Annotated in this window: 22 protein-coding genes; 9 read left to right on the top strand and 13 right to left on the bottom strand. The window is 43.2% G+C overall.

Translation table 11 applies throughout. From position 1 onward, the window contains the following. Window positions 1-32: 32 nt before the first annotated feature. Together CLV32_RS17625 and CLV32_RS17620 are read right to left on the bottom strand one after the other, a co-directional pair. Complete coding sequence (locus tag CLV32_RS17625; protein ID WP_133557959.1) at window positions 33-455, bottom strand: c-type cytochrome; 423 nt, start codon at window positions 453-455, stop codon at window positions 33-35. 2 nt (window positions 456-457) lie between these two features. Beyond that, window positions 458-1,108: an SCO family protein gene (locus CLV32_RS17620; protein WP_133557957.1), complete on the bottom strand. Its 651-nt coding sequence runs from the start codon at window positions 1,106-1,108 to the stop codon at window positions 458-460. 126 nt (window positions 1,109-1,234) lie between these two features. Here CLV32_RS17620 and CLV32_RS17615 point away from each other — a divergent pair, with 126 nt between their 5' ends. Continuing rightward, window positions 1,235-2,245: a beta-ketoacyl-ACP synthase III gene (locus tag CLV32_RS17615; RefSeq protein ID WP_133557955.1), complete on the top strand. Its 1,011-nt coding sequence runs from the start codon at window positions 1,235-1,237 to the stop codon at window positions 2,243-2,245. Between the two features lie 44 nt (window positions 2,246-2,289). After that, window positions 2,290-2,691: a hypothetical protein gene (locus tag CLV32_RS17610; protein WP_133557953.1), complete on the top strand. Its 402-nt coding sequence runs from the start codon at window positions 2,290-2,292 to the stop codon at window positions 2,689-2,691. A 50-nt stretch (window positions 2,692-2,741) separates the two neighbouring features. Here the strand turns inward: CLV32_RS17610 and CLV32_RS17605 are convergent, their stop codons facing one another. Genes CLV32_RS17605 through CLV32_RS17595 form a run of 3 tightly spaced genes read right to left on the bottom strand, consistent with a single transcriptional unit; the run spans window position 2,742 to window position 6,537 of the window. Beyond that, a complete protein-coding gene (locus tag CLV32_RS17605) occupies window positions 2,742-3,155 on the bottom strand; it encodes a hypothetical protein (RefSeq protein WP_133557951.1) in 414 nt (137 codons plus the stop codon). Between the two features lie 5 nt (window positions 3,156-3,160). After that, window positions 3,161-4,027: an aldose 1-epimerase family protein gene (locus tag CLV32_RS17600; RefSeq protein ID WP_133557949.1), complete on the bottom strand. Its 867-nt coding sequence runs from the start codon at window positions 4,025-4,027 to the stop codon at window positions 3,161-3,163. 8 nt (window positions 4,028-4,035) lie between these two features. Further along, the gene (locus CLV32_RS17595; RefSeq protein WP_133557948.1) at window positions 4,036-6,537 is read right to left on the bottom strand and encodes a mechanosensitive ion channel family protein; all 2,502 of its coding nucleotides are present in this window, start codon (window positions 6,535-6,537) and stop codon (window positions 4,036-4,038) included. 84 nt (window positions 6,538-6,621) lie between these two features. Between CLV32_RS17595 and CLV32_RS17590 the strand changes: the two genes are divergently transcribed. Beyond that, complete coding sequence (locus CLV32_RS17590; RefSeq protein WP_133557946.1) at window positions 6,622-7,593, top strand: 2-hydroxyacid dehydrogenase; 972 nt, start codon at window positions 6,622-6,624, stop codon at window positions 7,591-7,593. Here the strand turns inward: CLV32_RS17590 and CLV32_RS17585 are convergent. The 3 genes from CLV32_RS17585 to CLV32_RS17575 all read right to left on the bottom strand — a co-directional run bounded on the left by CLV32_RS17585 (window position 7,584) and on the right by CLV32_RS17575 (window position 9,570). Further along, window positions 7,584-7,871 (bottom strand): chaperone modulator CbpM, encoded by a 288-nt coding sequence (locus CLV32_RS17585; protein WP_133557944.1) that lies wholly within the window; start codon window positions 7,869-7,871, stop codon window positions 7,584-7,586. The genes CLV32_RS17590 and CLV32_RS17585 overlap by 10 nt on opposite strands. 15 nt (window positions 7,872-7,886) lie before the next feature. Continuing rightward, a complete protein-coding gene (locus CLV32_RS17580) occupies window positions 7,887-8,828 on the bottom strand; it encodes a DnaJ C-terminal domain-containing protein (protein WP_133557942.1) in 942 nt (313 codons plus the stop codon). Between the two features lie 121 nt (window positions 8,829-8,949). After that, a complete protein-coding gene (locus tag CLV32_RS17575; RefSeq protein WP_133557940.1) occupies window positions 8,950-9,570 on the bottom strand; it encodes a YciE/YciF ferroxidase family protein in 621 nt (206 codons plus the stop codon). Between the two features lie 180 nt (window positions 9,571-9,750). Here CLV32_RS17575 and CLV32_RS17570 point away from each other — a divergent pair, with 180 nt between their 5' ends. The 3 genes from CLV32_RS17570 (at window position 9,751) to tal (ending at window position 12,312) form a co-directional block, all read left to right on the top strand. Next, entirely contained in the window at window positions 9,751-10,236 is a 486-nt protein-coding gene (locus CLV32_RS17570) for a low affinity iron permease family protein (protein ID WP_133557938.1), read from the top strand. Between the two features lie 11 nt (window positions 10,237-10,247). Then, a complete protein-coding gene (locus tag CLV32_RS17565) occupies window positions 10,248-10,913 on the top strand; it encodes a DUF4142 domain-containing protein (RefSeq protein WP_133557936.1) in 666 nt (221 codons plus the stop codon). A gap of 283 nt (window positions 10,914-11,196) precedes the next feature. Beyond that, window positions 11,197-12,312: a transaldolase gene (gene tal, locus CLV32_RS17560; protein WP_133557933.1), complete on the top strand. Its 1,116-nt coding sequence runs from the start codon at window positions 11,197-11,199 to the stop codon at window positions 12,310-12,312. A gap of 95 nt (window positions 12,313-12,407) precedes the next feature. Here the strand turns inward: tal and CLV32_RS17555 are convergent, their stop codons facing one another. From CLV32_RS17555 to CLV32_RS17540, 4 genes are all read right to left on the bottom strand, one after another. Then, entirely contained in the window at window positions 12,408-13,163 is a 756-nt protein-coding gene (locus CLV32_RS17555) for a LytR/AlgR family response regulator transcription factor (RefSeq protein WP_133557931.1), read from the bottom strand. Beyond that, window positions 13,156-14,181, bottom strand: a complete 1,026-nt coding sequence (locus tag CLV32_RS17550; RefSeq protein ID WP_166641978.1) for a sensor histidine kinase — start codon at window positions 14,179-14,181, stop codon at window positions 13,156-13,158. The genes CLV32_RS17555 and CLV32_RS17550 overlap by 8 nt, the downstream gene beginning before the upstream one ends. A gap of 73 nt (window positions 14,182-14,254) precedes the next feature. Further along, complete coding sequence (locus CLV32_RS17545) at window positions 14,255-14,902, bottom strand: hypothetical protein (RefSeq protein WP_133557927.1); 648 nt, start codon at window positions 14,900-14,902, stop codon at window positions 14,255-14,257. 37 nt (window positions 14,903-14,939) lie between these two features. After that, window positions 14,940-17,051 (bottom strand): TonB-dependent receptor, encoded by a 2,112-nt coding sequence (locus CLV32_RS17540; protein WP_133557925.1) that lies wholly within the window; start codon window positions 17,049-17,051, stop codon window positions 14,940-14,942. Here CLV32_RS17540 and CLV32_RS23155 point away from each other — a divergent pair. Further along, on the top strand, window positions 17,050-17,220 hold the full coding sequence (locus CLV32_RS23155; RefSeq protein ID WP_166641977.1) for a hypothetical protein: 171 nt from the start codon (window positions 17,050-17,052) through the stop codon (window positions 17,218-17,220). The genes CLV32_RS17540 and CLV32_RS23155 overlap by 2 nt on opposite strands. Here the strand turns inward: CLV32_RS23155 and CLV32_RS17535 are convergent. Beyond that, a complete protein-coding gene (locus tag CLV32_RS17535; protein WP_133557923.1) occupies window positions 17,209-18,942 on the bottom strand; it encodes a phospho-sugar mutase in 1,734 nt (577 codons plus the stop codon). The genes CLV32_RS23155 and CLV32_RS17535 overlap by 12 nt on opposite strands. Window positions 18,943-19,175: 233 nt before the next feature. Between CLV32_RS17535 and CLV32_RS17530 the strand changes: the two genes are divergently transcribed. Both CLV32_RS17530 and lysA read left to right on the top strand, forming a co-directional pair. Beyond that, on the top strand, window positions 19,176-20,489 hold the full coding sequence (locus CLV32_RS17530; RefSeq protein WP_133557921.1) for an aspartate kinase: 1,314 nt from the start codon (window positions 19,176-19,178) through the stop codon (window positions 20,487-20,489). Window positions 20,490-20,673: 184 nt separating this feature from the next. Then, window positions 20,674-21,822, top strand: a complete 1,149-nt coding sequence (gene lysA / locus CLV32_RS17525) for a diaminopimelate decarboxylase (protein WP_133558086.1) — start codon at window positions 20,674-20,676, stop codon at window positions 21,820-21,822. Window positions 21,823-21,902: the final 80 nt, after the last annotated feature.

The raw sequence follows: 21,902 nt of genomic DNA, 5'->3' as shown, positions 1-21,902 counted from the left end.
AGTTTTGGGTATGATGCGGGATTTAATTCTATTTACCTGCAGGCGGCAAGATCTGCAGCAACCTGTGCAGGCGTATACATGCCCTGGTTATTTCCGTTGGCATTGGTAATGTAAACAATAACCTGAGCAATATCTATATCTGCCATGGTACCGTTGGGGGGCATCTGGTCGTTAAAAGACTTCCCATGAACAACGATCTCCCCCTTCAGCCCATTCTTAATTATACAGGCCAATTTCTGCTTATTGGCTTTCAAAAATACGGTATCGGTTAATGGGGGAGTGAGCGCGGCCAGTCCTTCACCTTTGGCACCGTGACAATTTTGGCAATGTTTGATGTAGATATCACGGCCATTGGTGTAATACATATCACGCTCAAGGTTATCGGCAGTTTGGCAGGAAGCAATCATCAGTACAAATACAGCACAGATAACAGAGCACAGGATCAGGTTACGCATGCCTATTTTTTATATTCGGCCAGCAATACCGGGATGTCCTTTTTCAATTGAGCAACCTGCTCATCATTTGTGCCGTCGTACGCACCACGAATCCTTCTGTCTTTATCTACAAGAATCAGATACCCCTGATGAACATAACCCCCAGCAGCAGTTTTATCCTCAATAACGGTGCTTAGATATCCCGTTTCTGCTAACTTGTAAACTTCAGCCTTAGGTCCGTAGGCAAACTCCCATTTCTTGCCATCAACACCAAGTTTCTCAGCATATTTCTTCAATACACTTGGTTTATCATATTTGTAATCGATAGTATGAGAAAGAAACATCAGATCCGGGTTATCCTTATAATCGTCGTAGATCGCCTTCATATTCCGGTGCATAATTGGGCAGATGCTTGGGCAGGTAGTAAAAAAGAAATCTGCGATATAGATTTTATCTTTAAAAGTAGCATTTGTAATCGGCGTGCTATCCTGATTCAAGAAGCTGAAAGCAGGGATAGTTTGATAAACAGTATCTACGCCCTTAGTGCCGTCAGCACGTGTAACCGTTTTTGCTTCCCTTTCTCCAAAGATTGGTAATTTCGGACTTTCCTTGCAGGAAGAGAGTAATAATAGACCGGCAATACAGGAAATTATAGAATAACGTAAGGTGACCATACTCGGACAGTTTAATTTGTATTGTTTATAAAATGTTAAAATTACCCGACAAAGGTACATTAGATTAAAAATAAAATGTAACGTAGCTGTAATATTTGTAGTTTTGCGCCACAATTGAAATTTTGAATGAGAATAAGATATAATGCCGCTATTACTGCTTTGGGCGGGTACTTACCAGATACCGTTTTAACCAACAAAGCATTAGAGGAAATGGTGGATACCAACAGTGAATGGATAGTCTCCAGAACTGGGATTAAAGAACGTCGTATTGTTAATGACGATAACTTTGCGACTTCAGATTTGGTTACAATGGCCGTTAAAAATCTATTGGAGAATGCACAGATGGACCCCCTGGAGGTTGAGTGTATCATCGTCGCCACAGCTACTCCGGATTATATTATGGTTTCCACTGCCAGCGTAGTTTGCGAAAAGGCAGGCCTTACCAATGCTTGGGGTGTTGATTCCAATGCAGCGTGTAGCGGGTTCTTATATGCACTAACTTTAGGGAGCAGTCTCGTAGAAAGCGGACGGTATAAAAACGTGATCGTAGTAGGCGCAGACAAAAACAGTAGCATTGTAAATTATACCGATCGCAATACCTGTATTCTATTCGGAGACGGGGCAGGAGCAGTACTGTTGGAGCAGACTACAGAAGATGTTGGTATCATAGATAACGTATTCAGAACAGATGGTACCGGCAGGGAACACCTGATTGTATTGGCCGGCGGTTCACAAACACCCTCGTCTATAGACACTGTAAACAATAAACTTAACTATATCAGCCAGAATGGTCGCGTAGTATTCAAAGCTGCTGTAGAAGGCATGAGCGATACCTGCGCCGAGATCTTTAAAAGAAATGACCTTAAAGCCGCGGATATCAATGCACTGGTTCCACATCAGGCAAATCTCAGGATTATCAATGCTGTTGGAGACAAACTAGGTCTTACCATGGATCAGGTGAAGATCAATATTGACCGTTATGGTAATACCACCGCTGCAACAATTCCTTTGTGTTTATGGGATTACAAAGACGATTTTAAAGCCGGTGATAACATGATCCTTACTGCTTTCGGTGCTGGTTTCTCCTGGGGAGCTACCTATTTAAAGTGGACTAACCTAAGGGGTCAGAATTCATAAAAAAGTTTTAAATTAGTCGCACACAAATAGCTAAAAATATAAATATGAAAAAAATCTCTTTCTTACTCGTTCTGTTCGTTGCGATGCTTGCAACTTCTGCACAGTCACAAACAAAATTTGAGAACTGGCCTGCGTTAGGTACCTTCCATGATGTGATTTCAGCAACGTTCCATCCTTCGGAAAAAGGAAATTTTGATCCTATTAAGCAAAGAAGCGGCGAGCTTGCAGATAAAGCAGTAGCACTCAGCAAATCCGTTGTTCCTGCACAATATAATAAGCCTGAAGTTAAAGCGGCAGTTAAAGAATTGGTAACGAAAACCAACGATCTTAACCAATTGGTGATCAAAAGAGCTAAAGACGAGAAATTAAATAAATCGTTGATAAGTGTTCACGATGCCTTCCATAAAATTGTGGGCTTATGTACTGATGAGAAAGATCATCACTAGGCTTTTAAACCTTAAAAAAATACCCGGCTAGCATTAGTCGGGTATTTTTTTTATCCCCCCTGGCCATTTGCCAGACTCACCCTGTTTTTCGTAAACTGTTTATTGGGTAATGCTTCTACAATATAGAGGGTATACTGTTTTTCAAATAAGGCGCCTGCCTTCAGTACCAATTGCAAAAGCTCCGGGTAGCTGGTATATTTAAGTTCCGGCTTGTTGATGTAAGTTTTCTCCCGCAGTTTCTTTTCCGGACATACAAATGCCAAGTCGAATACATACGGTGGTAAACATTTGCAATAAAATTGATAATAATGTAAGTCTGACTCGGTTCCAATGCCAACAATCCTGCTTTCTTTCGGCGTGCTTAAGGTGTCGGCCAGAAAGTAAATCTCTTTTGGTTTAGTAATCTGCGCATTGGCGAAATTGCCGCAGAGCAGAGCAATAACCACAATAATTGAAAATTTCATGTATGTTAAAATAACTTTACTTCCCAAGATCTGGACCATTGTTGCTGGGCTGCCAGGGTAATGATACCTTCTTTATCTTCCAAACGCTGATTATGTGCTACGCCATCGGCAATTCCGCACCAAGGCTCCAGACAAACAAAGTTCGCGTCTTTAGCTGCCCAGATCCCGAAATAAGGGAATCCCTCAAAATGAAAGTCCAGTCCGTGTTGGGTTACTGTATTCTTTAACGTGATCTTGTCGCTATTTAGTGTTTTGAATACCAATGCGTCATTGTAGAAAAGCTCATGAGTCAAGCTCAGTGTCTTATTTTTCAATGGTAACGTATCCGTTTTATCAGAGATCAGGTTATCGGCAATTTCAAAAAAGGTCAGTTCTTCATCGGCGTTAAAGATCAGCTGGTAATCAGTATAACCAGCATCTGCCGAAATTGGCGTTGCAAAGGCAGGGTGTCCACCAACAGAAAACAGGAGATCAGTGTCACCGGGGTTGCTCACCTCGTAGGCGGAACGCAGTCCGTCAACCGAAAGGGTATACCGTAAACCTAAGACGAAGTCAAACGGGTAAACTTTTTTAGTATTTTCATCAGCTCTCAGCGTAAAGAGAAGCTCTGTGCTACTAATTTGCTCAACTTCAAATTCCTGGTCCCTAGCAAAACCATGCCTTGGTAATTCATAGGTGTTTCCCCCATATGTATAAGCATTGTTCTTTAACGCACCGATAATGGGGAAGAGGATGGGGCTATGTTTGGCCCAGAATTCAGGCTTGGCATCCCAGATATAGTTGATTCCGTTTGTTTTGCTGGTTAGTGATTGCAATTCTGCGCCATGCGCAGAAAAAGTTGCTGTAAGCTGCTCGTTTTCTAATTGGATCATGTGTAATACTATAGTTTGTCAATTGTAGGTTCAGATGTTTTAGGTTTAGTAGCTTCCGTGTCTTTCCTTTCTTCAGGTAGCTTGTCCTGATTTTCAGGGTAATGCAGGTGTACATCGGTTTGCGGAAAAGGCATTTCAATCCCTTCGCGGTAAAATACCTCGTAAATATCACTTAGCACCTGACTTTTCAAAGTTAGCCAGTTACCGATCTCGGGAACCCAGAACAAGATCCTGAAGTCCACAGAACTCGGTCCAAAATTATGGATCAGCACCATGGCTGCCGGATCATGCATAATGTCATCGCGTGTATCCACAATCCCACGAAGCAGAGCCAGCACACGGTTTAAGTCACTTCCGTACGTGACGCCAATAATGAGCTCTACACGACGGTGTTTGTCGCTGAGTGTCCAGTTTACCAGGTGTTGCGATAACAAATCCCCGTTAGGCACAATAACCTCAGAGCCGTCGGACGTGGCAATCTTACTCGCCCTGATGCCCATTGATTTTACTGTTCCCGATCTGGTGCCGATTTCAATCAAATCGCCTATCTGCACAGGTTTTTCAATAGCCAGAATAATTCCCGAAACCAGGTTGTTCACGATAGTCTGTAAACCAAAACCGATACCTACAGATAAAGCACCTAAAATAATGGTGATACGCTCGATAGGAATGCCCGAGGCAGCGATAGCTAATAGAAAACCCACGGAAAAGATGCCCAGTTTAACCAATAATATCGAAGAGCTCAGCTTGTTTTTTCTGGTCTGCGAAGAAGAATGGAAGTCGGCAAATTCAAAGAAATACGTAATTGCCTTGCTGATTAGCGAAGCAACATAGATAATAATCAGGAAAATAATCACACTCCCAAAGGTGAAAGCTGTTTCGCCAATCTTACGAGGCTGCGTCAATATCCCACTGAGAAAATCATACACACTATCCAGGATATTCAGGTTTCCTGCAAGCAGAATTAGCCACAATACAATGGCAACTACATTTAATGCAGTCTTGAACCGTTGTTGCAGTCCCTGAAAATCAAAATAAGTAGGCACACCGTCGTTTTCTTTGCTTGCTTCAAGCTGTAGAAAGACAGCTTCCATAATCACGCGTACAAAAACCACGAGGCTCAGCGCCTGCCATAAACCAAATAGGGAAGTAACCAATAGAATCTTTGCCAGACTGAATCGGCCAAAAAGATTTGCCAATACGGAGAGCGACTGCAATCCGATAAAGATCTGCAACAATAAAACTGTTTTTGGTGGGTAGCCGGCTTCTTTGGCGCGGACAGTTTTTAATAGCAAATATCCCGTTGCGGACCCAACAATGCCCAGAATGAAAATAACGATCCGGTCCGTATAAGAAGCCAGTAAAAACAAGTTACTGATCCCGCTAACAATGGAAAGCAGTACAATCATCATCCAGAATTTGAAGATGTGTGCTGGCCATACTTTTCTAATGAGTAATCCTGTGGAGATGAGCACAACCAACATCATGAGCTCCACGAAAACTACTGGCGGATGGTCGTACAGAAAAGTACCCAATAAAAAGGCAACCACTAAAGCAGAAAGGAGGGTATTACGTGGGATATAGTGTGCCTGGTTAAGCACCGTATCGCGATCTTCATTTTCATTCCTGATCTTACGCGTCGTGTATAAAGTCCAGCCATAAAATCCGGCAAAGATCAGCAGACACCAGATATGAACCGGCCAGTTTGCAGATACAAAATAGTCGAGCAGCTGCTCGTTGGTACTGATGGTCTTGTCGTAAGCGGCACCAAAGCTCTTCGCGTAGTCACTGCGGCCCGACTGCCATAAGTAGGGGTATTCCTCAGAAAATGCACGTTTGCCGAAATTTCTTAATGCCGTATTTACCCGTTCTTTATAATTGGTTACGTTAATGTAGTTCTGTACCACCAGACTTTGAAGCAAACCAATTTGACGCATTACCTTACGGTTGGAGGCGTCCATACGTTTCCATTTCCGGTTCAATCCATCCATTTGTTCTCTATACTCATCTTTGAGCAAGCTATCTGCTGGCACATAACTCAATGCCCGGTCTTCCTTAATCTGGATCAGGTTACTCTGGATCTGCACCAAACGCGTGTTGTAGCCCGCCAGGGTTGCCTGCCATTCGCTCAATTGGTCTTCCTGATGGGTTAGGATATCGCGGATCACATACAAAGAGCGGAGGGTATTGGATCTGTCGTTTACGCTGTTCCCACCTTTGATAAATTTGAGTAACGAATCAATACGCGGCAGCTGTCTGCTGATCTCAACCGTATCAAATCCCTTTGCCAGCAGGGAGGTCATAGAGTTAAAGGAATTGGAATAATATTCTACTTTCGTGATGAAAGTATTGATGGAGGTGTCGGTACCATTGCTTTTGATGAGCAGTACCTCTTTCTCTATAGGTGTTTTTTTTGTGCTCACAGTCGCGGTTTGAGCATGCAGTATGCCTGTTAAACTAAACAGGATCAGCGTAATTAGATAGGATGGTTGCCGTATTAACTTAAGCATGTAAGCGATAGATAAAATCTGAAAGTACAAAATAACGCCGAAAAACACTAATCTAGCTTACCTTTGCGTAATTATGTAATGATTATGAAGGTATTTATCACACGGGTTATCCCTGAAGCAGGACGCAGATTGCTGCTCGATGCGGGGATGACACTTACAGAATGGAAAGAGAAACGTAGCCTTACAGCCGAAGAGCTTATTGAGCAGTGCAAGGAGCACGATGCCTTGCTTAGCGCAAGTACAACCATAAATGCCGAGATGCTGGAAGCTTGTACAAACCTAAAGGCAATCGCTTTGATGTCTGTAGGCTTTGATAATGTGGATCTGGATGCTGCTACAAAAGCCGGCATTCCGGTAAGTAATACCCCGGGGGTGCTTAGCGGTGCTACTGCCGACACGGCATTTTTGCTAATGCTGGCCACATCGCGAAAAGCATTTTATCAGCATAAAAAAATCGCTAAAGGCGAATGGGGCTTTTTTGAGCCTACGGCGGATCTCGGCATAGAGCTTAACGGTGCTACGCTGGGTGTGTTTGGACTGGGCAACATCGGGATCGAGATGGCCAGGAAATGCATGGGTGCCTACGGCATGAAGGTAATCTATCATAACAGAAATAGAAATTGGGAGGCTGAGCAGAAGCTGAACGCACATTATGTGTCTTTTGAAGAGCTATTGGCTCAGAGTGATGTGCTTAGCGTGCATACCGCACTAACACCTGAAACAAAAGGTAAATTTGACAGGGCTGCATTTCAGCAGATGAAGGACACTGCAATTTTTGTAAATACCGCCAGGGGAGGGATTCATAACGAACCAGATCTTATAAACGCTTTAAAAGATGGTTTGATCTGGGGTGCCGGGCTCGATGTAACCAATCCGGAGCCTATGGATGCCAACAATGAGCTTCTTGACCTGCCCAATGTATGTGTGCTGCCGCATATCGGCTCTGCTACCGTACAAACGCGTGATGCTATGGCGCAGTTGGCGGCAAAAAATATCCTTGCCGGACTAGCCGGCAAAGAATTGCCAAATATTATCAACCCTGAAGTCTATTCGTGAATAGAGAGGCGGTTGCGTAACTGATGAATCTCCTGATCCATTTCCTTTACCCGAAGCAGTAAATGACGGATGGCGTCAATGCCTTCCACATTAATGTCCAGGTCGTAATGGAAATGGATATAGGTTTCCAGTTCGGGCAACTGTTCTTCGGCAATATACTGCTCTTCGCCCACGCGGGTAAAGGCGAGTAATCCACCCTGCTCCAGGGCCACAAGAAAATCTGGCTCTATCTGGTAGTGCCCGCAATATTCGCGGATCGTAATTAATGCTGTAGTCATAATGCTCGGTTTTAATTATGATTTTGACAGTTCTTCAAATAATTCCTTTTGTTTGCTGGTTAGTCCTGTTGGGATTTTCACCTGATAGGTCACAAACATATTTCCAAATTCCCCTTCTTTCTTATATACCGGGAAACCTTTTCCTTTTAATCTGACTTTAGTGCCGTTCTGTGTTTCTGCCGGCACTTTAAGTTTCACTTTGCCACTTAGCGTTTCAATGGTTACATCCCCACCCAGTACAGCAGTATAAAGGTCTATTTCCTGCGTCAGGTACAGATCATCGTTCAATCGTTTCATAGCAGGATCTTCGGTAATATTAATGGTAATGAACAGGTCGCCAGCCGGGCCACCATTGGCTCCTGCGGCACCTTGCCCTTTTAATTTAATGACCTGCTTATCAGCGATACCTGCAGGGATGGTAATCCTAAGGTTTTTCCCATTTACAGTAATCGTCTTTTTATGGGTAGTATAGGCCTCGGTCAGGCTGATCTGAAACTCCGCGGTATAGTCCTGTCCTTTATATTTAGGGGCACTCCGACCGGATGAACGTCCTCCGCCACCAAACATAGAAGAGAAGAAGTCAGAGAAGTCGCCGCCACCAAAGTCGCTATCGGTATAGCCTCTACCACCGCCGCCACCACCAAATGGGTTTCCACCACCACTACCACCGAAAGGATTCCCGCCGCCGTAGCCGCTACCCTGGTTACGTTTCTGCTCGGCATACTGGTCGGCATGTTTCCAGTTTTCACCGTATTCATCATATTTCTTACGTTTTTCGGGATCACTGAGCGCTTCATTAGCCTCGTTAATTTCCTGGAAACGCTTATTTGCTTCTTTGTCGTCTGGGTGTAGATCAGGATGGTATTTTCTGGCCAGCTTGCGGTAGGCCTTTTTAATCTCATCTGCTGTTGCGGTCTTACTAATGCCTAAAACTTTATAGTAATCGATAAATGCCATAATCTTTTATTCTGTACTCAAATTTACAATTTTTATGCCTAAAAGATGTGCATAGAATTTGATATGACATAAAAAAAGCCCGGTGCTTTACGCGCCGGGCCTACACAAAAATTTGCTTTACTTATTCTGCAGCAGCAGCGTCATTGATAGAAGCTTCTGCAACTTCAGTCAACGCTACGTCTGTAGCCTTTTCATTGTCCAGCGTTTGCTGTAGCAATTGTTCTACTTCAGTATGGCCCATACAAGCCGCAAAGGTTTTCAATGTGCCATAAGTAGCGATCTCATAATGTTCTACTTTCTGAGCTGCCAGGATCAATCCTGCATCCCTGATCATTGTACCTTCTTCAGTATCTTCAATGATGCCTTCTGCTTCTTCCAGCAGTCCTGCCATTGCATCACATTTCTTCGCAGCAGGTTTTTCCTCTAATAACGCAAATACCTGCTCTAATGTTTCAATATGTGTTTGTGTTTCTGCAGTATGCTTATCAAAACATGCTGCAAGCTCCGGACTTGTTGCTGCTTTTTTCATTTTAGGCAATGCCTTAACCAGGTGTTTTTCGGCCCAATAAATATCTTTAAGTTCATCTACAAAGAACTCATGGAATTCAGAATCCTTCATTTTCCCGGTCATGCCTGATGCTTTTCCAGTGCCTGTTGTCTTTTTTGTACTTGTGGTAGTTGCTTTTGAAGCGCTGGTTTTTGCTGCGCTGGCTTTAGTTGTTGTTTTTGCTGTAGTTGCCATAGGTTCAATGTTTTGTTTTTCTGATGGCTACAACTCTTCGAAAAAATAAATGTTTAAGAAATTTTTAATTAAGATGAATTTAGTTTGAATCGGGTAAATGACATGCTGATGTTTTAACCGGTTCATTATCCAAAAACTTTTAATATTCCCAGGTGTTGTGCTTAAAATCAACAATCAGTCATGAAGTCTAAAAAGAACAGTTTCTTTGAAACAGCTGCAACAAAAATTACATGCTGGACAGGCAGTTCCTCTGCATTTGGCATCGCCTTCGCGATCATTGTAATCTGGGGAGTTACCGGACCTATATTTAAATATTCAGATACCTGGCAATTGGTGATTAATACCGGAACGACGATCGTAACCTTCTTAATGGTTTTTCTTATTCAGAAATCGCAGAATAAAGATTCGAAAGCGATACAGCTTAAACTAAATGAGCTCATCGCAGCAAGCCGTTGGGCAAGTAACCGTATGGTTGACATTGAAGACCTTACTGAATCAGAATTGGATGTATTGCATAAATACTATCAGAAACTGTCAGACCTCTCAGAGAGTGAAGATGATATCCACCGGTCACACTCCATAGATTCTGCGGTAGACAGACAAAAAGAGAAAAACGAGAAAAGGTCTAAACATCACAAGGCCATTCAGGACGAAGAAAACAGCTAATATATATACCTATGAATAACATCAAAATGACAGCCCTTGCGCTGATAGCCTTAAGTTCAGGATTGAGTTTGCAATCGTGCCACAACTCAGAAACCAATGATGCAAAGACTACAACTACGGTTGCAGCCGATTCAACTTTAGATACCGTAAGTGATGTAGCAAAAGATAAAGCTACTAAATTAACGCCCGAAGAAACAGACTTTGTACAGAAGGCAGCCGTTGGCGGCATGATGGAAGTAGATGCTGCAAACCTGGCTTTGCAAAAGACAAAAAATCCTAAGATCAAAGAATTCGCTCAGCTGATGCTTGCAGATCATACCAAGGCTAATGATGAGTTAAAAAGCATCGCCACACAAAAAGGACTGGCCTTGCCAGCAAGTTATCCCGTTGCCGAAAAAGCGCATATGGATCAGATGAAAGCTTTAAAGGAAGACGGATTTGACAGGCATTATATTAAAATGATGGTAGATGACCACGTTAAAACACTTGATCTGTTCCGTAAAGCCAAATTATTTGGGGATCCCGAACTGAAGGCATTTGCCACTAAAACATTACCTACTTTAGAAGGGCATTACCGCAAAGCTGATGCAATCAGTCAGGCTTTTGATAAACTAAACACCAATAATGGGGATGATCCGAACGGTATCAGTCCAACCCGGAATCTTGATAAAAAGTAGATCAATTCAAATCATGAAATTAAAAGGAGACCAACATGGTCTCTTTTTTTTGGCAATAAAAAAGCCCGGAGTCAATCGAATAACTCCGGGCACCAAATCATAGGTAGTTGAAAACACTGCAAAGATAACCCTAGCGCTCAAATTTTGTTTATAGTGATGTCAGATCGCGTATTAATACCCAATTGTATGCTATTTGTTCATAATTGTAGTCCGAATGTAATACGTTGCTAAAAATGTAAACCCTTTCCATATAAGGGTGTTTCTTAATCAAATATTGTTTTTTATGGAAACCAGCAAAGTAAAAGAAATACACAATTTTGATCAGAGCATCTGGCTCGACTTTATAGACCGCGACATCATTAGCTCCGGCAAGTTGCAGAAATTGATTGATGAGGATGGCGTAAGGGGAGTAACCTCCAACCCGGCTATTTTTGAAAAAGCAATCAGCAGTAGCGCTGATTATGATGCTGATATCGCAAGAATCAGTGCCGAGCAAACCGAATCAGGTAATGCCGCCGATTATGAAGATGTGTTTTATCAATTGGCAATCAGTGATATCCAGAAAGCAGCTGATTTGTTCAAACCAATATATAATGATGAAGAAGTAAAAGGTGCCGATGGATATGTGAGCCTGGAAGTTTCCCCACGGTTAGCTTTAGATACTCAGGGAACCATAGATCAGGCCCTTGACCTTTGGAAAAAGGTAGATCGGGATAATGTAATGATCAAGATCCCGGGTACTGCCGCAGGACTACCTGCAATCCGCCAGGCGATCAGCGAAGGTTTAAATATCAATGTTACCTTATTGTTTGGCTTAGATAGATACCGCGAGGTTGCCGAAGCCTATATCAGTGGACTGGAAGATCGCCTCAACGATGGTTTTGAAATAGATGAAATCGCTTCCGTAGCCAGCTTTTTCTTAAGCCGCATTGATGTGATGATTGATCCTATCCTGGACGAAAAAGGATTGGGCGACTTGAAGGGTGAAGTGGCCATTGCGTCGGCAAAAAAAGCGTATGAGATCTACCTCGATGTTTTTGGTACCGAACGCTGGAAAGCCTTAGAAGCACATGGTGCCAAACCTCAACGTTTGTTATGGGCAAGTACGAGTAGTAAAAACCCCGCATTTAAGTCTACGAAATATGTAGATGCGCTGATTGGTCCTAATACGGTAGATACCATCCCTATGGAGACGCTCGAAGCATACCGTACAGACGGCGAGCCTGCCAACAGACTTTCGGATGATCTGGAAGGTGCCACAAAAATTTTAGACAGGGTTAAAGAGGCAGGGATCGATATTGATGAGATCACGCAGAAACTTGAAGATGAGGGTGTAGAGAAATTCATTGCTCCTTATGACAAATTGCTTAAGGCAATTGAAGATCAGGTTAAAAAATAAAAACAAAAAGATCCGTTACTTTACATAACGGATCTTTTTGTTTTAGAATAGCGCTTTTAAAGTCATCAGGCAACCCTTGCCAGGTTAATATGGACTTACAAATCAAACCGTTCGCGGAGGTCGGCACCGTAACTTCGACTAGAGTTTAACTTGTTTCCTGCACTGTCGTTCATGATAAAGAAAAATGCGCCGTTAAAGCCTTTCCTGATCTCACGGATCAATTCTGAATTGATGATACAGCTCCTGCTGATCCGGACAAAATGTTCCGGTAGCTTCTCCTCTAATCCTGATAAGGTAAAATCTGTCAAATGGCGTTTGCCGTCAATGGTGCTTAGAAAGACATACTTTTCTTCGGCTTCAATGAATGCAAGTTCCTGCAATTTTATCAGCAGAATCCTGTCACCGATCTTAACTGTCAAGGTCTTTATTGCTTTCTTAACATTTAACTGCTTCATCAGCATATCTAGTGGGATACTATAATCAGGGATGCTTTCAAATAGCTGCAGCTTGCCTACAGCTTTCGCCAGTCGTTCTTTTTCTACGGGCTTGAGCAGGTAATCTACAGACTCTTCATCAAATGCTTTAACGGCATACTGATCATAGGCGGTTGTAAAGATCACCTTTGGAGTTTTTTTTAATCTGCTCAGCATATCGAAGCCATTTAAAACGGGCATTTCTATATCCAGGAATACGAGGTCAGGATCCAGTTCCTGAATCAATAATAATCCTTCTAAGCCGTTCGATGCTTCGCCGATAACAACTATACTTTCATGCACTGTAAGCAGTCGCTTTAAACGCTGTCGCGCCAAAGGCTCATCTTCCACGATTACTGCCTTCCATTGTTTAGCCATGTTGCAAGGGTATTTGTATTTCTATTTGTTTAAGTGGTTTGTTCAGGAGCTGCAGTTCATATCCAGATCCATATAAAAGGTTCAGCTTATCATACGTGCTCTGTAATCCATAGCCGATATTCAACTCCGCAGGAAAGTCTACACCATTGTCGATGATGCCGATCACGAGATAACCGGTGTTTTTTCCAATTCTGATACGGAGCTCTGCATTCACTATCACGTCTTTCAAACCATGTTTTAGCGCATTTTCTACCAGTGGCTGGATCAGAAAGCGGGGGAGTTTTTCCTGTGCTACGGCAGGATCTACTTCAAGCACAAAGTTAATGCGGTCGCCGAACCTAACCTGCTCAATATCCAGATATGTGCTTACAATCTCCATATCCTCAGCAACGGTTACCAGGTCTTCCTGATTATTGTTAATGCTATATCTGAAGAGTTTACTGAGTTTTAGCGTCATTTCCTCCGCCTGATCAGGGTTTTCATGGATCAGGCTGGCTATTGCATTAAGCGCGTTGTACAAAAAGTGGGGGTTAATCTTTGACTGCAGGGTGGCAAGTTCTGCCTGTGTTTTCATTTGTCTCAGCTTCAGTACATCCATGTCCTTTTCGGCAATTCTTGCATTGAGCCTTGCTTTTTGCGAGTGATAGATGTACAAGATGGTACAGACAATGATCACAAGAATAGAGCTCACAAGATAGTCGTACGGATGAAAAAAGTGATATGGATTTCCCAGCAATGCCCATTGTACCAGGTAGATTGTTTCTATCGCGATAAACATCGCCAACAGGCTGCTTGCATAATACACCACGATGAAAATCCAGATCTGGTCTTTGTTAAACTTTAAGAGCTTTTGCGAAATGTACACGCTGTTGCTAATAGATAACGAAATGATCACACTAAACAATAGTTGGTAAGTTGCAGCACGGAAACCAATAAACTGAGCGTTGAAGGCAGAGATCAGGATACTTAAAATACATCCGATGCCAATACCTACGAGCGCGTAAGTCAGGTTGCGCATTAAAAACCCTCGATTGTTAAATATCCTGATTCTTTTGCTTTCGGTGTCCGTACCGCAATTGTCCTTCATCTGCTTACTTAATTTGCGCTAATAAATCTTTTGCCTGATCTGCACCCCAGTTTGGTTCTATAGCTGAAGCCGGTTTAAATATAGCAAATTTTGCTGCTGCGGTTTCCAAAAGAGTTTTTGCTTTTGCCTTGCCACCGCCAAATGCTTCGGGTGTGTAGAACGTATTTTGTCCGGAGATGAAGTACGGGCGTGGGTTTTCAGGATTCAAGGCCTTGGCTTTTGCAAGCGAAGCCGACGAAGCACTCATCATCGCAAGCCTTGACTGTGGGTCAACACTTAATTTAATATACTGCACATACCCCTTTAAAGCATAGATCTCACTGTTGTCTGGCGATAGGGCATCTGCCTGATCAACTTCGGCCAGTGCTTTGTCCAGGTACTGGTCTTTGATAGTTTTGTCGGTAGTAGTCAATCCAGCAATCAGATTGCTATAGGCGGCATAATAAAAGGGTGTCCATTGTTTCGCTTCAGCCTGCGCTACGCGCTCGAAGTAATTTGCTGTGCTGTTAAAGCCATCGGTACCTTTGGCACTGCCAAGCATTTCCAGGCCCTTTTTCATGCCCATCTGGAATTTCTCTGTTGCAGTCTGTGCAAAGCTGTTTAAGCTGAATGCGATTAAGGCCAGGGTCAATGTTTTTGTTAGATTTTTCATGTTTTTAGGAGTTAAGGTTTTTATAATATTTTGTTTTTTAGCGTACAAAATTGTCATCACCAATGGTCATGATCAGTCCGATAATGATATCCCTGCGGGATGATGGCTGGATAGCGCGACGATTTTGTCCGTCGGTGCTATACTGGTAGCCATAGATGTTTTTGAAGCCTGCAACGTTGCTGGCATTTACGTACAATACGCTGAACTGCTTAAATACATGCGTCAGGTAGCTCAGGCTTAAGCTCAGGTTATTAGTACTTTTTGTTTTGTCGCCCAGGTAAACGGGGTTGTTCGGATTTACATAGGTACGGCCCGAAGCAAAGACATACGTGGCGCCAATCTGCGAACTGATAGCAGGGATAAACTGCTTTGCAACAAGCGATGCAGTGTGTTTTGCCGCGAAAGCCGGTGTGGCAAGCATTGGGTAATTCGCAAAATCACGCTTGCTATCCAGGAAAGAGTAGGAGATCCAGAAATCACCATTGGGAATGGTCTTCTTATCTTTCAGGAACAGCTCAAATCCGCGGGCATAGCCTGATCCGGAATTATCAAGCTGGTTCCCTTTAACCTTGGTCAGGTTGGCATAGTCCTTATAGTAGCCTTCAATCCTGAAGAGGCGGTCGGCCAGGTTCAGTTCATACTTCAGGATATAGTGGTCAGCCTGTTCATAATCAAGTGCTTTTAAGATCAGGTAACTGTCTTCAGGATTCTGGTAAAAGCGGCCGTAAGCAAAAGAAAGCTGTGAGTCTTTACCAGTTTTATAGCCTAAAGAAAGGCGTGGAGCAACATTATATCTGTTTAAATAACTGGAATACTCTGTGCGCAAACCTATCCGTGTAACCACCTTGCTGCTCAGAAAAATATCGCTTTCAGCGAAAGCTGCACTCAGCTGGTCGGTATACGATCTGCCTAAATTATTCAGACTTTCGGCTCTGCCGGTATTGAAGGTTTCTGCGCCAAATTTGACGTTAGACAACCTGCCATAATAGTGGGTCAGTGTTGCCCTGCCTTCCAGCAGTTTATCTGTTCGCTTGTAGTTGTTCTGCACCATGAGCCCTTGGTCCTGATCCCTGTTATAAGAGATCCCCGCTTCCAGCTTCCATGAAGCATTCAGGTATGCTTTGTAGGTACTATTTACATAGATATTGTTGTTAGCATTGCTGAAGTAACTCGGTGAGGATGGAACATTGATGTTCGGACTGTTTAAACTCAGTTGTGCAACACCGTAAGCGGCATAGAACTTGAACATGCCTGAGTTTGATGTTTTAGCTTTATACTGGATACTTCCACCACCTTGTTCAGGTGCTTTGATAAAGTTGTTCTGCTGTTGTTTAAATACGCTGTAGGCAGGAGCGAGGTTATAGTAGTAGCCACCAAGGATCAATGCACTGTTTTTATACCTGATATTTTGGTCTACGCCACCGCCAACGCTCAATAATGTAATTCCTGTGGTTGTTTTATCGGGCAGGTCCGTACTTTCTAATACCAGTGCCGAGCTCAGTGCCTGTCCGTATTGTGCGGAATAACCACCCGAAGAAAATGAAGTGCCCTTAAATAGAAAAGGTGAGAGGCGTCCGCGTGATGCCTGGTCGGGCACAGTCGCATTGAAAGGGCTTTTTACCAGCATACCATCAAAATAGGTCTTCGTTTCTGCTGCGGTGCCACCACGTACAAATAGCCCGCTCTCAGATCCTGCAGCCTGCGCGCCCGGTAAGGTCTGCATGGCAGCAATCACATCAGCGCGCGAGCCGGCAAGGGTGGCGATATCTATAGATCCCAGAACTGCGCCTTTTTTTGCATCTCCGGTAGTATAAGTTCCTGCACTAATGGTTACCGTTTCCAGTTCGTTGATGGCATCCTTCATCAGCAGGTTTAGGTTCATCAGTTTTCCTTCTACCACAAGCTGCACAGAGTCTTTGTCGAAATTCAATGCCGAGAATACCAATACCTGTTTTCCTTTTTCGAAGGTTGTGAAGTCAAAGTGACCAGTGCTGTCGGATGAGGCACCATCATAACTGTTTTTAATGCTGATGCTGGCATTGGCTACCGCTTTACCTTTAGGTGTTTTAATAAAGCCGCTGATGCGGGTCTGTGCCTGTGCACCACCGAGGGTAAGTATTAAGAGGAAGGAGAGTAGTATCGTTTTCATGAGCTGTTTTGAACTGATGATCAAATATGCAGCGCAGGAGATTGGATGCCAGTGGAAAGCCGATGAGCTGCATAAACTCCGGGATGAGTTGCAGAAAACACGGGGCAAAAAAAGAGGCTTCCCGTATGGAAAGCCTCTTAAAATAGTTTACAGCAGGTTAAGCCTGTAAATCGCTCATCAAAGCTTTGATCTTTTCGCCCAATTGCGCATCAACAGTTTTGTACTCGGACTTATCTTTTAGCGGTGCATTTACACTGCAATAGAATTTAATCTTAGGTTCTGTACCTGATGGTCTTGCCGAAACAATACTACCATCTTCTGTTACAAATTGTAATACATCAGACTTCGGCAGTTCCAATTTAGATACTTTACCACTGCTCAGGTCAGTTTCAGTTCCCAATTCGTAATCCTTCAATGTCTTAACCGGCGATCCGCCCAATGTTTTAGGTGGGTTATTTCTGAAGGTCTCCATCATCGCCTTGATCTCTTCGGCGCCCGACTTACCTTTTTTAGTTAACGATACCAATTCTTCTTTGTAGTCGCCATATTCCACATACATTTCCAGCAAGGCATTGTACAGGCTGGTACCTTTGTCTTTATAATAAGCGGTCATCTCCGCAATAAATGCACAGCTGATGATTGCATCTTTATCACGTACCAGCTCGCCCACAGAATAGCCATAACTTTCTTCACCACCGCCGATAAATGTTTTCTGTCCCTGTAACTCAGTGATCAGCTTACCAATCCATTTAAAACCTGTCAGCGTGTTGTAGCAGGTAACATTTTTAGATTTAGCAATTTCTTCAATCAGGTTAGAAGTAACGATTGTTTTAACGATGTATTGGTTGCCGTCAAGTTTACCTTTCTCCTCCCATGCATTGAGCAGGTAGTGGATCAACAGGCTTCCTGTTTGGTTACCATTCAGCAATACAAACTCACCATCGTTGTTTTTTACAGCAATACCCACACGGTCAGCATCTGGATCTGTTGCCAATACAAGGTCAGCATCTATCTCCTGTGCTTTTTTCAAAGCCAATGTCAACGCTTCTTTTTCTTCAGGGTTTGGATATACTACAGTAGGGAAGTTTCCATCGGGTGTGCTCTGCTCTTCAACAAGTGTTAAGCTGTCAAAACCAAATTGCTTCAGTGCACGTGGCACTAAGGTAATTCCTGTACCGTGGATCGGAGAGTAAACGATTTTAAGATCTGACTGGCGTTTGATCGCTTCTGGAGAAACAGACAATGCGGTAATTTTATCCAGATAATCCTGATCAAGATCGTCAGAGATCAAAGAAACCTTCGCCTCATCACGGTCAAACTTCACAGCATCAATGCTGCTGATCGCCGCCACTTCATTCATCACATCGGTATCATCAGGCGACGTAAACTGTCCGCCATCGGGTCCGTAGGCCTTATAACCATTATATTCTTTTGGATTGTGTGATGCGGTAAGCATGACACCGCTTTTACAGCCGAGGCTGCGAATGGCGAATGACAACTCTGGTGTAGGGCGTAGTTCTCTGAAGAAATATACCCGGATACCATTTGCCGAAAACACATCAGCGGTAATCTTTGCAAAATAATCGGAGTTGTTGCGACTGTCGTGCGCAATAGCTACGCTGATTTCCTTTCCAGGGTATTTTTTAAGCAGGTAATTGCTCAAACCCTGTGTAGCTGTACCAATTGTATACTTGTTAATGCGGTTAGAACCGGCACCCATGATGCCCCTCAATCCACCTGTTCCAAACTCCAGGTCTCTGTAAAAAGCATCGGTAAGTTCTGTGGTTGCTTCCTGATCTACTAATTTCTGGATTTCCGCTTTGGTATCGGCATCATAATTACCGCTTAACCACGTGTTGATGGTGTTTTGAGTAGCTTGTTCTAATTGCATTGTATTTAAGTTTGTTAAATTGATTGATAAACAAAATTGAAGTCCACCTGTTTCAAAAAGCTACAATCATGTCTCTTTTCGCTATTTTATTTCGGGTGGAATGCTTCATATTCAAGACGATTTCTTAATTTCACGCCCTGTTCCCTATAAAAAGGAGTTCATTAAACTCCTGGAAACAAAAATATAAATAAATCACATAGTTCATCATTAACAAGAAAAACAAAACCTAAAGAATGAAGATATTAAAGTTTGGAGGAACTTCCGTAGGAAGCCCTGAGCGTATGACTAAGTTGCTGGATATTATCAATCCGGCAGAAAAACAAATTGTAGTGCTCTCAGCAGTGTCTGGTACAACAAATAGTTTAGTAGAAATCGCATCCAAACTTTTAAAGGAAGACAAGGTTTCGGCGTTAGCGCTTGTTAACGCCCTTAAAGCAAAATATAACGATTTTATTGTTGAGCTGCTTCCTGAAGGTGATTTCAGAAACCAGGGACAAGAGGTTGTAGATTACCATTTTGGTTTTCTTGCTTCCCTTGCCAACGATATCTTCACGGCAATAGAAGAGAAAGTAGTGCTTGCCCAAGGGGAGCTGCTATCGACAACTTTATATCATATCTATCTGAAATCTATCGGCGTACCTTCGGTGCTGCTGCCTGCTTTAGATTTTATGAAGACTGATGAGGATAATGAACCTGATATCCCTTTCACCACAGCACACCTGCAGCCATTGCTTGATCAGCACCCTGATCAGACTTTGTTCATCACCCAGGGTTTCATCTGCCGCAATAGCTTCGGCGAGGTAGATAACCTCCGTCGTGGTGGCAGCGATTACACGGCTTCACTGCTTGGTGCAGCAATCATGGCCGAAGAGGTACAGATCTGGACGGATATCGACGGGATGCACAACAACGACCCACGTATCGTTAAGGGTACAAAACCAATTGCCCGCCTTTCTTTTGATGAGGCTGCAGAGCTTGCTTATTTTGGTGCGAAGATTCTTCACCCGCAATCGGTATTTCCTGCACAGAAATATAAAATCCCAGTACGTTTGTTAAACACCATGGAGCCTAAGGCTGCAGGTACGTTAATCGCGGCAGACAGCGAGCGTGGTAAGATTAAATCGATCGCCGCTAAAGACGGCATCACGGCAATCAAGATCCAGTCCAGCCGCATGCTGCTGGCCTACGGTTTTCTGCGCCGCGTATTTGAGATCTTTGAGCGCTATAAAACACCAATCGACATGATCACAACTTCTGAAGTTGCTGTTTCTTTAACGATTGATGTTACGGATAACCTGGATAAGATTGTGGAAGAGCTTCATGCCTTCGGCACCGTAGAACTGGATACTGAGCAGTCTATTGTCTGCGTGGTCGGCGACTTTGGTGCTGAGAAGCATGGTTATGCGGCCCGCGTTCTGGACTCACTAAAACATATCCCGATCCGCATGATCTCCTACGGAGGAAGCAACTATAATATTTCGCTGCTGATAAGCACTCCGGATAAAACGGAAGCACTCAGGAGTTTACACAACAGGTTGTTTGAATAAGGGTTAATATTTTTTTCTGAGGTACGCAAGCACCGCCACAGCAATAAACGCGAGTATGATAGTGAGCCTTGTTCTCCTATCGTATTCGCGCTTAGTAATTCTGTTCCGCTGCAGATCAAAATAGTTACCCCCGATAATTAATACCAGACCAACCAGACAAAAAACGATAAGATATTTCAATATGATATTTTCCGATAAAGATAGTACGCAGTTTGCAGATTTAGAAACCCCGTTCTATTATTATGACCTTTCTCTACTAGATAAAACAATTGCTTCTTGTGCAACGGAAGCGGATGCGCATAAATTTCATGTGCACTATGCCATGAAGGCAAACTTTAACCCCACAGTTGTTCAACGTATGCAAAGTGCCGGTTTTGGTGCCGATTGCGTTAGTGGTGGTGAGGTAAACCAGGCCGTTACGCTTGGCTTTGCTGCCAATAAGGTGGTTTTTGCCGGTGTAGGCAAGTCAGACAAGGAGATCAATACGGCACTGGATAATGATATCTTCTGCTTTAACGTGGAGTCTATCCAGGAGCTTGAAGTAATCAATGAGCTCGCAGAAAAGAAAAATAAAACGGCTAAAGTGGCTATCCGGATCAATCCGAATGTGGACGCGCATACGCACCATAACATTACCACCGGTCTCGATGAGAACAAATTCGGTATCAATTCTTGGGATTTGCCAGCATGTGCTGATATGTTGAAGAAATCTCCAAACCTGGAGTTTATAGGGATCCACTTTCATATAGGCTCCCAAATAACAAATATGGAAGTTTATAAAAACCTCTGCGTGCGTGTAAATGAGTTTGCAGCTTGGTTTGAGGATCGCGGATTTACGGTTAAGGTGCTTAACGTAGGTGGTGGTTTAGGTATTGACTACCATAACCCTGATCAACAGGTGCCCGACTTTAAAAGCTACTTCCAGATTTTTGCGGACTTTCTGACGGTTAGGGCTGGGCAGGAAGTGCATTTTGAATTGGGTAGGGCACTGGTAGGGCAGTCAGCTTCGCTGATTTCTAAAGTGCTTTATGTTAAGAATGGGAAGAAAAAGAATTTTATAATTTTGGATGCAGGGATGACGGAGCTGATGCGTCCGGCATTGTACCAAGCATACCATAAGATAGAGAATATATCTAAAAAAGCTTCAGACGTTGTAAAATACGATGTGGTAGGCCCGATTTGCGAGAGCACAGATTGTTTTGGCAAAGAGGTGGAGCTGCCGGAGACGACGAGGGGGGATTTGATTGCTTTGCGGAGCACTGGGGCGTATGGCGAAGTCATGGCGTCGCATTATAATCTTCGTGAGAACGTGCGGGTGGTGTTTTCTGATTAAAAATCTATGATTCATTTTTCTTCGCCGAATCTTGAAGGGAAGATTCGCATGTCAGAAAAATAAACCAAAGATTTTTTGTG

The organism is Pedobacter duraquae, assembly GCF_004362245.1.
Classification (GTDB): Bacteria; Bacteroidota; Bacteroidia; order Sphingobacteriales; family Sphingobacteriaceae; genus Pedobacter; species Pedobacter duraquae.
The sequence above is the reverse complement of the archived record's forward strand: the minus strand, read 5'-3'. Positions and strand labels throughout refer to the sequence as shown.

Bases quoted from the DNA above. Each gene is read 5' to 3' on its own strand.
- CLV32_RS17625 (WP_133557959.1), bottom strand. From the start codon at position 455: ATGCGTAACCTGATCCTGTGCTCTGTTATCTGTGCTGTATTTGTACTG.
- CLV32_RS17620 (WP_133557957.1), bottom strand. From the start codon at position 1,108: ATGGTCACCTTACGTTATTCTATAATTTCCTGTATTGCCGGTCTATTA.
- CLV32_RS17615 (WP_133557955.1), top strand. From the start codon at position 1,235: ATGAGAATAAGATATAATGCCGCTATTACTGCTTTGGGCGGGTACTTA.
- CLV32_RS17610 (WP_133557953.1), top strand. From the start codon at position 2,290: ATGAAAAAAATCTCTTTCTTACTCGTTCTGTTCGTTGCGATGCTTGCA.
- CLV32_RS17605 (WP_133557951.1), bottom strand. From the start codon at position 3,155: ATGAAATTTTCAATTATTGTGGTTATTGCTCTGCTCTGCGGCAATTTC.
- CLV32_RS17600 (WP_133557949.1), bottom strand. From the start codon at position 4,027: ATGATCCAATTAGAAAACGAGCAGCTTACAGCAACTTTTTCTGCGCAT.
- CLV32_RS17595 (WP_133557948.1), bottom strand. From the start codon at position 6,537: ATGCTTAAGTTAATACGGCAACCATCCTATCTAATTACGCTGATCCTG.
- CLV32_RS17590 (WP_133557946.1), top strand. From the start codon at position 6,622: ATGAAGGTATTTATCACACGGGTTATCCCTGAAGCAGGACGCAGATTG.
- CLV32_RS17585 (WP_133557944.1), bottom strand. From the start codon at position 7,871: ATGACTACAGCATTAATTACGATCCGCGAATATTGCGGGCACTACCAG.
- CLV32_RS17580 (WP_133557942.1), bottom strand. From the start codon at position 8,828: ATGGCATTTATCGATTACTATAAAGTTTTAGGCATTAGTAAGACCGCA.
- CLV32_RS17575 (WP_133557940.1), bottom strand. From the start codon at position 9,570: ATGGCAACTACAGCAAAAACAACAACTAAAGCCAGCGCAGCAAAAACC.
- CLV32_RS17570 (WP_133557938.1), top strand. From the start codon at position 9,751: ATGAAGTCTAAAAAGAACAGTTTCTTTGAAACAGCTGCAACAAAAATT.
- CLV32_RS17565 (WP_133557936.1), top strand. From the start codon at position 10,248: ATGAATAACATCAAAATGACAGCCCTTGCGCTGATAGCCTTAAGTTCA.
- tal (WP_133557933.1), top strand. From the start codon at position 11,197: ATGGAAACCAGCAAAGTAAAAGAAATACACAATTTTGATCAGAGCATC.
- CLV32_RS17555 (WP_133557931.1), bottom strand. From the start codon at position 13,163: ATGGCTAAACAATGGAAGGCAGTAATCGTGGAAGATGAGCCTTTGGCG.
- CLV32_RS17550 (WP_166641978.1), bottom strand. From the start codon at position 14,181: ATGCGCAACCTGACTTACGCGCTCGTAGGTATTGGCATCGGATGTATT.
- CLV32_RS17545 (WP_133557927.1), bottom strand. From the start codon at position 14,902: ATGAAAAATCTAACAAAAACATTGACCCTGGCCTTAATCGCATTCAGC.
- CLV32_RS23155 (WP_166641977.1), top strand. From the start codon at position 17,050: ATGAGCTGTTTTGAACTGATGATCAAATATGCAGCGCAGGAGATTGGA.
- CLV32_RS17540 (WP_133557925.1), bottom strand. From the start codon at position 17,051: ATGAAAACGATACTACTCTCCTTCCTCTTAATACTTACCCTCGGTGGT.
- CLV32_RS17535 (WP_133557923.1), bottom strand. From the start codon at position 18,942: ATGCAATTAGAACAAGCTACTCAAAACACCATCAACACGTGGTTAAGC.
- CLV32_RS17530 (WP_133557921.1), top strand. From the start codon at position 19,176: ATGAAGATATTAAAGTTTGGAGGAACTTCCGTAGGAAGCCCTGAGCGT.